At 30.0% G+C, this 14,832-nt stretch carries 13 protein-coding genes; 4 read left to right on the top strand and 9 right to left on the bottom strand.

The features are described 5' to 3' along the window. Positions 1-108: 108 nt before the first annotated feature. From RSC72_RS10365 to RSC72_RS10405, 9 genes are all read right to left on the bottom strand, one after another. On the bottom strand, positions 109-876 hold the full coding sequence (locus RSC72_RS10365) for a LytR/AlgR family response regulator transcription factor (RefSeq protein WP_332544990.1): 768 nt from the start codon (positions 874-876) through the stop codon (positions 109-111). A gap of 64 nt (positions 877-940) precedes the next feature. Continuing rightward, positions 941-2,260 (bottom strand): RagB/SusD family nutrient uptake outer membrane protein, encoded by a 1,320-nt coding sequence (locus tag RSC72_RS10370; protein ID WP_332544988.1) that lies wholly within the window; start codon positions 2,258-2,260, stop codon positions 941-943. 13 nt (positions 2,261-2,273) lie between these two features. Further along, complete coding sequence (locus tag RSC72_RS10375) at positions 2,274-5,615, bottom strand: SusC/RagA family TonB-linked outer membrane protein (RefSeq protein WP_332544987.1); 3,342 nt, start codon at positions 5,613-5,615, stop codon at positions 2,274-2,276. A gap of 9 nt (positions 5,616-5,624) precedes the next feature. After that, positions 5,625-8,204: a zinc-dependent metalloprotease gene (locus RSC72_RS10380; protein ID WP_442878328.1), complete on the bottom strand. Its 2,580-nt coding sequence runs from the start codon at positions 8,202-8,204 to the stop codon at positions 5,625-5,627. A gap of 100 nt (positions 8,205-8,304) precedes the next feature. Then, positions 8,305-9,909, bottom strand: a complete 1,605-nt coding sequence (locus RSC72_RS10385) for a histidine kinase (RefSeq protein ID WP_332544986.1) — start codon at positions 9,907-9,909, stop codon at positions 8,305-8,307. A 157-nt stretch (positions 9,910-10,066) separates the two neighbouring features. Next, positions 10,067-10,702: an NAD(P)H-dependent oxidoreductase gene (locus RSC72_RS10390; protein ID WP_332544985.1), complete on the bottom strand. Its 636-nt coding sequence runs from the start codon at positions 10,700-10,702 to the stop codon at positions 10,067-10,069. Between the two features lie 7 nt (positions 10,703-10,709). After that, positions 10,710-11,078, bottom strand: coding sequence for a DUF1304 domain-containing protein (locus RSC72_RS10395; protein ID WP_332544984.1), 369 nt, complete (start codon positions 11,076-11,078; stop codon positions 10,710-10,712). 23 nt (positions 11,079-11,101) lie between these two features. Further along, positions 11,102-11,521: an organic hydroperoxide resistance protein gene (locus tag RSC72_RS10400; protein ID WP_332544983.1), complete on the bottom strand. Its 420-nt coding sequence runs from the start codon at positions 11,519-11,521 to the stop codon at positions 11,102-11,104. A 6-nt stretch (positions 11,522-11,527) separates the two neighbouring features. After that, the gene (locus tag RSC72_RS10405) at positions 11,528-11,959 is read right to left on the bottom strand and encodes a MarR family winged helix-turn-helix transcriptional regulator (RefSeq protein WP_332544982.1); all 432 of its coding nucleotides are present in this window, start codon (positions 11,957-11,959) and stop codon (positions 11,528-11,530) included. A 143-nt stretch (positions 11,960-12,102) separates the two neighbouring features. On the opposite strand from RSC72_RS10405, the gene RSC72_RS10410 reads away from it, so the two are divergent. The 4 genes from RSC72_RS10410 to RSC72_RS10425 all read left to right on the top strand — a co-directional run bounded on the left by RSC72_RS10410 (position 12,103) and on the right by RSC72_RS10425 (position 14,793). After that, positions 12,103-12,663, top strand: coding sequence for a TlpA family protein disulfide reductase (locus RSC72_RS10410; RefSeq protein ID WP_332544981.1), 561 nt, complete (start codon positions 12,103-12,105; stop codon positions 12,661-12,663). Between the two features lie 234 nt (positions 12,664-12,897). Next, the gene (locus RSC72_RS10415) at positions 12,898-13,323 is read left to right on the top strand and encodes a hypothetical protein (RefSeq protein WP_332544980.1); all 426 of its coding nucleotides are present in this window, start codon (positions 12,898-12,900) and stop codon (positions 13,321-13,323) included. Further along, entirely contained in the window at positions 13,324-13,791 is a 468-nt protein-coding gene (locus tag RSC72_RS10420) for a hypothetical protein (protein ID WP_332544978.1), read from the top strand. It begins immediately after the preceding gene. Positions 13,792-14,247: 456 nt separating this feature from the next. Next, complete coding sequence (locus tag RSC72_RS10425) at positions 14,248-14,793, top strand: DUF1697 domain-containing protein (protein ID WP_332565973.1); 546 nt, start codon at positions 14,248-14,250, stop codon at positions 14,791-14,793. The last annotated feature ends 39 nt before the right edge of the window (positions 14,794-14,832 follow it).

The raw sequence follows: 14,832 nt of genomic DNA on the forward strand, positions 1-14,832 counted from the left end.
GAATAGAATTTTATCTTCTAAAACCTTATTCTCGATACAAAATTCTTACAGAATTCCATTCGAATTGACGGGTTAATTTCTAAAATTAGCAAAATGTACAACGGGTAATCAAATACTAGAATCTAACCAATTTTTCCATTCGGAAATTTGAGTTTTACTCACAAAAATAGATGAATTAATTTCTGGAATTGGTTCTAATTTGACTTCAATTTTTTGACTAGTATGTTTTATAATCTCCGTGATCGAATTGATATGCACAATAAATTTACGGTTAATTTTGAAGAAATTTCTGGGATTTAATTTATGAATAACATCTTTTATTGTATCATCATAAATATATGTTTTATAGTCTTTTGTCGTTAAAAAAAGATGTTTTCCTGAGGCAAAGAAGTAAGCAACCTCCTCTTCTTCTATCGATCTAAATTTATGACCATTCATCACCAAAAAACGATTAACCATAGTTGATTCATGCTTTTCTAAAGCAACTATAGATTGTAATGTAGAAGATGCATCAAAACTATTTCTAATTGAAACAAATTTATGCAAAGCAAGCTCTAATTGACTTTCTTCAAAAGGTTTTAAAATATAATCTATTGTAAAGAGTTTGAATACTTTGATTGCGTATTCATCGTAAGCGGTGATAAAAATAATTGGAGCAAAAAGTTCTATTTCTTCAAATATCTCAAAGCTTTTTCCGTCACCTAAATGAATATCCATAAAAATGAGGTCGACAGAATTATCTTTTAAAAATTCTATTGCTTGTTTTTTAGAACGTAATATAGTCAATGCAGTAATTGGCACAATATCTTGTTGCTCTAAAAGATTTTTTAGATAAGTTACCGCCAATAATTCGTCTTCAACAAGTGCAATATTCATAATTGCACAAAAATACAAAAAAAAAATAACCGCCTAAATGATAAATAAAGGCGGTTTAAAAATGTTATAAATGAGGATTATTGAGCTTTGCTGCTTGTGGAATTTCTATTGTATAACGAACATCATTTTTCTGTAAAATATATTCTTTATCTGAAATATGATGTATAATTTGTTTTTGATCTGCACGACGTAAATCATACCAACGTTGTCCTTCTAACGCAAATTCTCTGAAACGTTCATCTAAAATAAACTTCATCAATTCAGTAGAATTCATTGCAGAAATTTCAGTTTGTAGTTTTGTAAAACCAGTTGCTGAATAACGATTTTGTAAAACGGTAAACAATGTTGCCTTTGCTTGATCTAATTTGTTTAATTTCAAATACGATTCAGCTTTGATGAAATATAATTCAGCTACACGAAAAGACGTTTTGAATTCTGAATTTCCACCTTTGATGACTTTATATTTTGATCCATTTTTCTCAAAATAAAGAGAAAAACGTAAATCATTTTGAGTATCGTAACTACTTAACAATTCTGGCGAAACATACGCCATATATTGTACAGCATTGTTCAAGGTATTGTCTAAAGCTAAAATAGATTCGGCAGATGTGTAATGATTTGGAACTTGTTTTGTCGTGTTCAAATTCACTAAATCACCTTTTATTTTTAGCGTAGAATCAGAAAAATCAATTGCTTTTTGCCATTCATTTTTGTACAAAGCGATTCTTGCTTCTAAAGCATTTAAAGCTGCATTCGAAAATCTATAATTTAATCCCGCTAATTGCTGATCCATTTTCATCAACTTCGTTGCTTGTGCTAAATCAGACTCAATGTGATTGTAAACTTCTTGAACAGATGATGGCTTAAGCGTTGCTTCTAAATCTACTTTTAAATTTAAAGGAACTCCTTTGTCTGTACTTGCTGTTGCCGAATTATATGGTTTACCGTATAAATTCACTAAATCAAAATATGCATAAGCACGTAGCGCATAAGCTTCTGCTAATAATTGATCTCTTTCAGCAGAATTTTCCATTGTTTGTTGTCCTTCATTGATGATTTGATTGGCATAAAAAATCACTGTATAAAAAGTAACCCAAGGAAATTGAATTGATATTTGATCTGGATTTGTATCCTTCCATTGCGCAATCTCACGATATGAAATGAAATCATTTGAATATTCATTCAATGTAACCTCATCTGTTCGTAAAGCTGTCAAAGACTTGTGTGTTGGATATTTTGAATAGGCATTCGTTAATACCATACGATAATCTTCTACCGTTTTTGGAATCACTTTTCCGTCTGGTTCAATATCCAAATAATTGTCACAACTAACTGCTGTAAAGCTAACTGCAACTATGCTTAATAATAAAAATATTTTTTTCATTTGACTTTAAAATTTAGAAAGAAACATTAACTCCTACTGTTACAGATTTTGCAATTGGTTGTGCATAAATATTTCCGTATGTTTCTGGATCAAAATAACCTTTGTATCCATTACTAAACACAAATAAATTACGTCCTTCTAAGCTAAAACGAGCACTTTTGAAACCTACAACCTCAGCATATTTGTTTGGTAAAGTATAACCAACACGAATACTACTGATTCGCATATAGCTAATTTCCTTCGCCCAAATGTCTAATAAATTGTATGCATTCGCATTGTTTCCTGCAAACCATTTGTTCGCCATCCAACTATCGTTATCACCCTTAATTGGACTTGTAATTCCTGGAAGTGTAGAACCTGCCTCGAAAATATCTTGTGTATAATTACGACCTGGATCCAATTCCATTCCACGATAAGAAGGCGTTCTCATCACAGTTTGTTTTAAATTGAAAGCTGCTGAAATCGTTAAATCAAAATTGTGAATTTTGAAATTATTGATAATACCTCCTGTAAATTTAGGATCACGATCTCCGATATATGTAAATAAATTACGTTTCTCCTCGCTTGTTAATTTAGAATCAACAAATTCTCCTGGTAAAAAGTCTTCGTATAAATCATACAAAGCAAAGAATTCTTTCGCAGAAACTTTTTCATCACCTTTCCAGAACATTGGATTTCCGTGTTCATCAAATCCAGCTGTTTTTAAAGCAAAAATTGCATTTACAGGTAAACCTTCACGAGATGGAATTAAACTATTTTCGCGTTGTTGTTCTTTAAGAACTTTACTTTTATTGTGTGCAAAATTAACTGTTGTCGACCATTTAAAGTTTTTCTTATCAATGTTACGTGTTGTTAAAGCAATCTCGAAACCTTTGTTTGTCAATTCACCCCAATTCACCATTGTATATTCAAAACCAGTTTCTAAAGGCGTTTCGCGCATACTAATCATATCTGTTCCTTTACGGTTGTAAACATCAACAGCAAGGTTGATACGATTTTTGAAAAGACCTAAATCTAACCCAATATTTGTGTTGGTTGTTTTTTCCCAACGTAACAAATCATTAGGTAAATTAATCGCATTGATAATATCTTCTTTATTACCTGGTAAAATTGTCGCATCATTATACTCACCAATAAAAAATGGAGAAGTATTACGATCAATATTTCCTTGTAAACCATAAGAAGCACGTAAACGAAGATTCGAAATGAAATCGACATTCTCCATAAACGATTCTTTTGAAACTAACCAAGAACCAGAAACTGCCCAAATTGGTAAATATTTATATTTTTTGTTAACACCAAATAAATTCGTCCCATCATAACGTACACTACCAAAAAGAGTATATTTTCTGTCTAATGTATACGAAGCTGTTGCAAATGTAGACACATACGCATTTTCATCCGTAGGCATTTCTCTGTACGTTTCGTAACGTTTGTCAGCGGCAGAGCTTGAGTTTGGGAAAACGATTGCTGTCCCTGTTTTCGTTATTTTATTGTAACCAAAAGCACGTGTTAAAGTCGTCTCATTTTGTGTGTGACGAATTTCTGTACCAGCCATCAAGTCAATTTCGTGACGATTGTTAATCGTTGTACTATATGTTCCTTGTAATTTCCAGTTATATTGAAAAAATTCGTTATCCCAATTTTGTTTAACTCCTCCGTCTGGTAAGAAATATAGATATTGTCCAGATTTATAATAACGCGTTCCTTCTCTCATTTTACGTGTAAAATAAGTTTCTTGTTCTGCGTATTTTTCTGTTTTATTACTATCGTATTGAATTCCGAATTGAGATGTTAATTTTAAACCTTTTGCTAATTGATAATTAAAATCAACAATTCCTTTTAACGAACGATTTTTTAATGTATAATTTGTATTTTCTCTTTCTTCAATAAAATTGAATGGAATAGAACGATCATCATATCCATCAATATCTTGATCATAGCGATAAGAACCATCTTCATTAAATGGAGATAAATATGGATTCGCATTTCGTGAATAATTAATCGGGTTGATTGACGCATCAGCATCTGTTACAAAAGATTTTTTATCACTTGAAGTTGCAAAAATAGAAATCCCTACATCTAATTTATCGTTTAGTTTATAATTATTTTTTAAAGTAAGATTATAACGTTCAAAACCAGTTCCAATTGTAGTTCCTTGTTCATCATAATAACCTAACGAGAAATAATAATCAGAACGATCATTTCCTCCAGAAATACTCAATCCATATTGTGTATTAATTGCATTACGATACAATAATTTTCCCCAATCTGTTGTATTATTTCGTAAAGAATTAATTTGATTTTGCGTTGTAAGATCTAAAGAATTAAATCCTCCATTTCGTAAAGCATCTAATTGATTATTCTTTTGCAAAATTCGCATTACTTCACCTTTGTCTGTACGATACGTTAAATCGTCGCGACCAGCAAGCATTAATTCAAGATCAACTTTTTGAGAAGAGTTCAATAAATTCAAACGATCAAAATCTGGACGAGCCGTTACAAATGTATTCGCCGAAAAGTTAACCGTCATAGCGCCTTTTTTACCACGTTTTGTTGTAATCGAAATTACACCATTCGCAGCTCTTGCACCATAAATAGCCGTTGCAGCAGCATCTTTAAGAATCGTAATATCTTCGATATCGTTTGGATTTAATCCCGCGATAGAAAAGTTTTGCAATTGATCGATGTTATCTTTATCGCTAAAGTTTGGTACATCATTTCCTTCTAATGGTAAACCATCAATCACCCATAATGGATCTTGTGGTCCTGAAAGAGAAGCTGTACCACGAATTCTAATTTTACTTGGAGAACCTGGCGACCCCGTTTCTGTTGATACAGCTACACCAGCAATTTGCCCACTTAATAATTGATCAACACTTGCCACACCAGCTTGTTGAATATCATCCATTTTTACAGTTGATACTGCTGAAGTTAACTTACGTTTTTCAATTTTTTGATAACCAGTTACCACAACTTCTTTCAAGTCATTATTCTCTGGAAGAGCTTCACCTGAAGTTGATTTTAAACTAACATGATACGTTGTTAAATCTGTAGAAAGTTCAATTAATTTAGAATCATAACCTAAATAACTAATCAATACAGATTTTGTATTCGCAGGAACTTCTAAGGAAAAGAAACCATCTTCGTCTGTAACAGTACCAACTGTTACACTTTCTATAATTCCTTTTTGATCTGTTACTGTTGAAATTGATTGAGCTTCAATTTTAACAGATGCACCAGCAATTCCGATCAACAATTTTTCGTCTTGAACCGAACCTGTAATCACTCTCTTTTCTTGAGAAAACGCAATACTTGCCGCAAAAAGTGGCAAAAGAATGAGTGTCTTTTTCATTTCTATATCTTACTTTAAAGCTTCTTTAATACGAATGATTAAATCAGCATAATGCGCTTTTGTAGACGCATCTCCATTATTCTTTTTCTTGTTTAACAAAGTCAACACGCGTTGCAATTCTGCTCTTTTATAAGTTGTCACTTCTGACACTCTTTTCATAGAAGAATAGTTGATATTACGTGCCATTTTTTCTTCGTCCAAATAATTACAGATAGTTGGTATTTGTAGGTTTTGGTCAACTGTAAGTGCTGCAACAGTTGTTTTCTCAAATAATTTGTTTGTCGAAACAATTAAAGCATCAACATAATTTTTTTGAGTCATTTTTTCAAGAATCGTTAAGTTTGTTTTTTTATCAAAAGCTGTACTTCTTACTTGATCAAATAAATTTTCAACTGTATAGATTTTTTCGTTTGATTTTAATTCTTGGTGATTCAATTCATTTTCTAAAAGACGTAACAAACGATCATCTGTAAATAAATTATAAATCAACCCATATTGCATTTCTCTTGCCAATGTATACGGCGTTTGCTCGTAAGGTCCCATTGGAGAGTTTTTGATGGCATACGTTTTATCTAAAATATCATTGAAGAATAACCATTTTGGTAAATTGATTACATTTTCATTTAAATAATTAACAGCTTTGCGTTGCATTTCTGCTGAAACTGGTTCGTATGCTTTTTTATCAATTCCAAAAAACGTATTGTTCAGATAAATTCCACCAACATTCGCTAAAACGTGATTTGAATATAAATCCCACTGCCCGATTGTTTGGTAATATAATTTCCCTGTATTGATATAGCTTTTTCCATCTTCGTACGTCCATTTCAAAATGTTTTCTGAAACACGTTTTAGATTTTTCATTCCATATTCACTCGCCAAAACAGCATCATCACCTAAATCTTCTGATTGAGAACGTGGATCAATTGTACTTAAATAACCTTGTTGTTCACCATAGAAATACATCGGATCATCCTCATGTTTTTCAATCATATTACGAAGTGATGTTTTCTCCGTTTCTTGATTTGGAAACCAACGATATCCCCACTCTATTGCATATTTATCATACAACCCAATTTTTGGTGTAATTGCTGTAACGCCATCTTCTGGTTGTGCCACATAATTGTAACGGGCATAATCCATAATAGAAGGAGCTGTTCCACCCATTTTGTCTGTAAATTCTTTAGAACGTAAAGATTCTACTGGATAAGAAAAAGAAGAACCCATGTTATGCTTCAAACCAAATGTATGTCCTACTTCATGAGAAGACACAAAACGAATTGCTTCTCCCATGTGTTCGTCACTAAATTTATTTCCTCTCGCTTTTGGATCAATTGGACCAGTTTGAATACGCATCCAATCATGCAAAGAAGTCATTACATTGTGCCACCAAATGATATCAGCTTCTAAAATTTCTCCACTACGTGGATCAACTACAGAAGGTCCCATTGCATTCGCTTTTGGAGAAGCTGCATACGTAATCACTGAATAACGCACATCATCAATATCAAAATCTTTGTCATCAGCAGTTGGTTCTTTTGCAATAATTGCATTTTTGAAACCTGCTTTCTCAAAAGCGACTTGCCAATCGTGTACACCAGCAATAATTTTTTGACGCCATTGTTTTGGTGTCGAAGGATCGATATAATAAATAATTGGTTTCTTAGGTTCTACTAATTCACCTTTCAAATATTTTTCTTTATCCTCGTCTTTTGGTTCTAAACGCCATTTTGTAATAAAGCGTTGATCTTCCATTTTGTGTTGAGCATCATTAAAAAACCAATGTTTTTCTGTGAAATATCCCACACGATTATCTGCTAACCTAGGTTGCATAGGAGTTGTCGAAAGTAAAACAATATTACTTGTAACACCCAAGGTAACAGCCAAATCTACCCCTCCTTCATTTACACTTGTCGTTAACTGAGACTTAACCACAATGTTTTCTGGAAACGTTTTTACATTCTCTACATATGATAGATTTGCCTTTACCGAACCTCCTAAACCTACGTTCGTTAATACATCATTAAAACTTTTTTGATTTCCATCAAAAATTTTGTTCACTTTAATCGCAACTGCTGTCGAATCGCTATTTTGAGCTTCTATATCAAAAACTTCTATAATCGATTCCGAAAAATTATCTTTCACAGAAGCTGTAATTGCATCATTTTTAGGCGAAGAAACTTGTGGAACAATTGTTTTGACCCACACTTTTTTAGCTACTTTATCATGATAAAAAGAAATCACTTTGTTTTCGTAGTTCATTCCTTTATTCAAGCCCGCTTCGTTAACTTCCATCGGAACTTGAGACAATTTATTAACGACCAAAAATTGGCGCCCAAATAAAGTATCTGGAATCTCAAAATAGATATCTGTCTTAACTTGAATTGTATTGAATAAACCTTTCTTATACGTTCCTTTTTTTATTAATTCATCTATTTTTTTAACTTTCGTTACAGTTGAATCTTTTTTCTCAGTTTTATCTTTTTCAGCTTTTTTATCTTCTTTCTTCTGTCCATAAACAACAGCCGAAGACATTGCCAAACCAAGATATAGTGCTAATTTATAATTCTTTCTTTCCTTATTTTGACTCATTCGAACATTAAATTATCATTAATTATGGCATAAACTTAATCGCAGTTTTCTTATAATAATAGTTTTTTGGAGTGAGTGGTTAGTTTTTTGGAGTGAATGGTTAGTTTGGTTCGATGTAAGGTAAAAAACAAATAAATTCTTCGTTTTCTACTTTGGTCAAAAAATTATTAACTTGATAAAAATGATAGATTTTTTGTAAATAGTTTAAACCAAATTTCTCATTTTCTGTCGCCTTAGCTTTTTTCTGAAAAGTATTTTTAACAATAATCAAATCAGATTTTACGATAATATTTATCATTAAAGGTTGATCAATTGTAGCAATATTATGTTTTATGGCATTTTCGACAACAATTTGTAAGGCTAAATAAGGAATTTTTTTAGCTAAACTGTGTTTGTCTTCAATAATTAATTTAAAGATTAATTCTTCCGAAAATCGGATTTCTTGCAATTCCATATATTGCTGAATAAACTCTAATTCTTTTTCTACAACTACAGTATTTTCTTTAGGGGATACAATTAGATAACGATAAATCTTAGATAAATTCATTGTAAATTTCTGCGCATTTTCTTTGTTCAAGCCAATTAACATGTACAAAGAATTAAGAGAATTGAATAAAAAATGTGGATTGATTTGATTCTTTAATTGATTCAATTGATTCAATGTATTTACATTATTTATTTTCTCATTTTCTACAATCAGTCTATTTTTTTCATCATTAATTTCTTCTTTTTCCCTATAAGCTTTGGTTGTTAATTTATTGAAAATAAGAAATATAAAAATGATTAAAAGAAACGTAACTAAAAATATAAACGTTATGTAAAACTTAATTCGTTCTACATTTTCATTAATAATAAGATCAAGGTGATTGACAACGACATAACCATCAAAATTTTTGGTTTTTAGTGGTTTTATAAAACGTTTAATATTTGTATTTTCTATAAATTCCGACGAGGCTTCGTTTTCCGTGTATTTGTCTTGTGGAAAACGAGTTACAATTGTACTTGTTATTGTATCATTTGCTTTTATGTCTGTAAAATCGAACACATTTTTTCCTATAAATTTTTCGTTGGGATGTGTTAAACAAATTCCATCTTTATTAAAAATATAAGCGTAATTGGTTGCATTTATATCTATATCTATAAAAAATTGATATAAATCGTATAAATTGATTGTAGATCCGTAAAATAAATTTTCTGTTTTAGAAACTTTCACAGTGTCATAATTCACCCAATATAAGGTATCATTATAATTAATTAAAAAATTATTTATTTGTTGATTCTTAACAAGATAGATATTTTTATAATCTTTGATTGTTGGTTTATTAAGAATTTTAGAGAGAATAGTATGATCTGTAATCTTTTCTTTATCAGGCTGATAAAAAGTATACCAATTGTCACGAATTAATTTTCTATTAAAATTTAGATCATTCAGAATAGAAAAATGATCTGCATAATTGTTTTTATTACTTCTATTTACAACTTTTTGCAAAACACTTTGATATTCTTCTATGTTTTTAAATTCATGTTCAATAGCTTCATACTTTCTTAAAAAACCTTTTCGGACAAAATCTTCGTTGGTTTTTTGGCTTTCGTTATTTATCAAATAGCTCAGAGCAATCAACGCTATAATTACAATTAAACTGACGAATAATGCAATAACATAGATGGATTTTTTGGATAAAGTATATTGAAGACGAATAGACAAAAGTAATTTTTTGCAAAATTACAATAAGTTTTTAACTTGCTGATAATAATACAAAAACTTCTAAAAATATTAACTTTTTTAAGATTATTTTAAACTAATTTGGCTAGAAATATTTTGTATAAAAAAGGTGCAAATTACATTGCACCTTTATCTATTTTTATTTTGCTCGGATAGCAAACTCATTCATCGGAATTCTTACTTTTTTCATAGAAGACAACCAATCTTTGCTTGTGTCGCTGTAACCTAAATACATAATTACAGTACTTTTTAGTCCTTTTGCAGGCAAATCTAAAACTTCATCAAAAACCTGACTACTAAATCCTTCTACCGGCGTACTATCAATTCTAAGTTCGGCAGCTTGTGCCAAAGCTAAACCTAAACCGATATAAGCTTGTTTTGCAGCATGCTCAAAATGTTGCTCATTTGTTAATTGAGAAAGACTTTCCTTCAATTGACTTGTATAACTATCAAAACGACCTCTTGGTAAATCTCTTTCATCAGTCGTTAAATCATATACTTTATCTATTTTTTCGTCCGTGTAATTGTCCCAGGCTGCAAAAACAAGTATATGAGAACAATCTGTCACACATTCAGGATTAAGTGCTCCTTTAACCAATTTAGATTTAGTTTCCTGATCTTCTACCACTACAACACGAAACTGCTGTAAACCAGATGAAGTTGGAGCTAAACGTACAGCTTCTAAAATTTCATTTAAATCTTTTTCACTTACTTTTTTAGTAGGATCGTATGCTTTTGTTGCATGTCTCCATTCTAAATTTTCTATTAAATTCATTTTTCTATTATTTAGTAATAAAAACCATTATAAATGCCAATATAGCAGGTAACGCTTGTACAAAAAATATTTTTTTAAACGCAGTCATTGCACCATATAAACCTGCCACAATAACACATCCTAAGAAAAATAAACGAATGTTAATTGCCCATTCTGCATTGTCTATTAAAAAAGACCAAACCAATCCGGCTGCTAAAAAACCATTGTACAAACCTTGATTTGCCGCCAACGCTTTTGTTGGTTTAAAAAGTTCTGGAGAAAGACTTTTTCCAAAGACTTTTTTTCCTACAGTTTCCCAAGCAAACATTTCCATCCAAAGAATATATAAATGCTCGATGAGAACGATTGCGGTCAAAATATTTGCTACTATTTGCATTATTATAGTTGATTAATTTATTATTAATTATTTGATACAATTAGCTCTACATCAATATTATTACGTGTAGCATTAGAATATGGGCAAATTTGATGTGCTTTTTCTACATATAATTTTGCATCTTCTAAGGAAACTCCTAAAACCGAAACTGATAAAACTACAGCTAATCCAAATCCACCATTTTCTATTTGTCCAATACTTACATCTGCTTTTACAGTTGTTTCTGCTTTTACTTTATTTTGTTGCAAAACCAAATTCAAAGCACTATCAAAACAAGCAGAATATCCTGCTGCAAATAGCAATTCTGGATTTAGATAATCATCATTTGCTCCACCCAAACTTTTTGGCATACGAACATCAAAATCTACTACTCCATTTTCACTTTTAACTTTTCCATTTCTTCCTCCTGTTGCAGTAACAGAAGCTGTATACAATGTTTTCATATTTGTTTATTTTGATTTTATTTTTGTAATTATTCTTTTCAAATCCATTAAATCTTCCATAGAAATATTCATTTTTTCGGCTAATTTTGATGGAATTTCACAAGCTTTTATTTGTAAATCCTTTCCATGTTTGGTTAAGTTAATTTTAACTACACGTTCATCATTTTTACTTCTAACTCTTGTTACAATTTCTTTTTGCTCTAGTCTTTTCAATAACGGTGTTAAAGTTCCACTATCCAAAGAAAGCTTCTCTCCTATTTGATTTACAGTCATATCATCTTTTTCCCATAAAACAAGTAGCACCAAATATTGCGGATAAGTAAGATCCAAATCATTAAGTAACGGACGATATTCATTTACAATATCTCTCACCAAAACATAAATTGGAAAACAAAGTTGATTCTCTAATTTTAAATTATTTAAATCTTGTTCAATCATTTCAGTGCAAATGTATATCAAATTAAATTGCACACAATTTAATTTAACAAAACTTTAATTATAACCGACTAATATCATTTGTAGAAGTTGCTTTTTGTTCGCATCTTTGTTGAATAATTCGATTAAAATTTAAAGATTGATTGATGAAAAAAAATAAACAAATCATTTTAGCCATATTAGTAGTTCTTGGTTTAATAGCCGTAATGTTCACCCCAATTGGAACGTTTCTGAAAAGTAAAATGGAAGATGATAGCCATTTGGCAGGAAGTGATGTTCAACTTTTAGACAGTGATTATGATGTTGATTTAACTGGATACAATGGTGCTACAAATACCAATTTATTGGATATAAAAAATAGTGGAGAAGTTGTTTTTCTTAATTATTGGGGAAGTTGGTGCCCACCTTGTGTTGCAGAAATGCCAACTATTCAGAAATTATACGAAGCAAAAGGTAAAAAAGTAAAATTTGTTTTGATTACAATTCAAGATAAACCAGCAGTATTCAATGCGTTTTTATTAAAAAATAACTACACAATGCCGGTTTACGAACCAAGTAGTCCTTTGTCTAACAATATGCTACCAAAAGTTTTTCCTACAACTTATATTCTAAACAAAAAAGGAGAAGTTGTTTTAAGCGAAACAAAAACAAGAGATTGGAACGATAAAGAAATAAATGCTTTATTAGACAAATTGATCGCAGAATAAACACAAAACATGATATAAAAAGGGTAATATTTTGAAAGAGATATTACCCTTTTTACTTTTAGACTTTATAAATTTGCAACTCATAAAATCAAAAAGTTTTTGAAGAGTAAACGCATCATCAAGTTTTTTACAATTCTGACCATATTTATCATTCAGTTTTTATTTTTATTTGCCATTTTAAATGAACGAATAAAACATTATGCTGTGCCTTATATAGTCGTTTTAATTTGTTTGATGCTAGTTATTGTTTACAGAAAATTTCCTCTTCATCATCATGAATTTTCTTTTGATCAAAAAAGTTTAGTTCTTTGGATTCCTATTTCTGCAATTATTACTTATTTACTGAATAATAAATTAGGATTGGGAGGTGTTTTTTCTGCTGGAATTGTAGGTACAATTGGCTCATTTTTGACGATTATCAATCCAAAATCAAATTATCTAAAACAACTTGCTGCTCCAATTTATTGTGGAGCCTTTATTGGTATGACCTCATTAAATTTTGAATATGTTTATTTGATGATTATTACAGCTGGAATGTTTACAGCCTTGTTATTTTTTGCAACAAAATCTCTATTTGTAGGCGTTGGCGGGAAATTAGGAACTTTAGCTTTTATTGGCGTATTGTTGAGTATGTTATTATTTAAATTAATTTTTGGTTAGATGATTGATTTTTTGATTTTTGCAAGCACATCCGTAATTGCTACATTTTTAACCTTTGAATTGAATATACGTTTCAAACAAGGTCCTGTACGAGCTTCAGCTTCAATTGCATTAATTATTGGAGGGTTATTCTATTTTTTTCCAACACTTTTACCTGAAATATATACTAAAAATATTCCTTTATATGTTATTGGAGGCACCTTTATTGGTATGGTTTCTTCTAGCATTAATATTAGTTATTTTTCACTGATATTTTCACCTATTCTTTTTTCTGTTTTATTGCATTATACCAGTAAAGTTTTCAATGGCTTTGGTGGTGCTTTAGGTACAACTGCATGCATTGCATTAATGTGCACAATGGCTTTTCCTATCATTACAAAACACAAAAAGGTAACGTATGGATATCGTATCATTAGAATATTATTTTTAAAACAAAAACGAAGAAAAATTATAAAAAGAAAAGTTTAAGGTTTTATCAAAACAGTTAAAAATAAACTTTTTATAACCTATTCTACATTTTGCTAATTTTAGCAATAAAACCGTCAATTCGAGTAAAATTCTATTCTCGATACAATTTTTATTTATTATCATTTCTAAAAATCACTCTAACTGACGAATTTTAATTCAAAATACCAAGAGTTTATTTTATATTAAAATTTCACTTTAAATAAATAACACTAATTCACTTAAATTAAACTACTTAAAAATTAATAAAGTATTTTATCTACAATCTATTCAGCAAGTAAAAACTACTTAAACTTATCTTATAAAACTAACCAAAATAGCTAGTTGTATATTTTATATTGATTTAATTATTTTTTCAATTTATATTTAATCTATATGCATTAAGATGTACTTTTATGAAAGTTATAATACGAATTTCTTTAAAAGAGATTTAAATGCAAAATAGTTAAAAATGTATTTATGATAAGTTATATTTCAATATTAAGAGGCATTAATGTGAGTGGTAAAAAACTCATAAAAATGAACGCTTTAGAAGCTGTATACGAACAACTAGGTTTTCTAGATGTTATAACTTATGTACAAAGTGGTAATGTTGTTTTTTGTTCTGAAATAGACGATTCAAATGAAATAGAGCAATTAATAAAATCCAAAATAAAAGAAGTATTTGATTTTGATGTTCCTGTTATTGTCTTAACCAAAGATGAATTGGAAGAAATTGTTGCTGATAATCCTTTTACTAAAGATTCATCAAAAAATACTGAATTTTTACATTTTACTTTTCTTCAAGCAAGACCCGATTATAGTAGTATTGAAAGTATTGCCAATAAAAGGCAAGAAGGTGAAGATATCGCTTTTTCGAATAACGTAGTTTACCTTTATTGTCCACTTGGGTATGGAAATACAAAACTGACGACTAATTTATTAGAAAATCTATTAAAAGTTGAAGCTACAACTCGAAATTACAATACTACAATGGCATTATTAAAACTTGCATCAATCAAATAAAAATAGTTTCATATTTTAAACAAAAAAGCAATACAAAAA

This window comes from Algoriella sp. (assembly GCF_036647415.1).
Lineage (GTDB): Bacteria > Bacteroidota > Bacteroidia > Flavobacteriales > Weeksellaceae > Empedobacter.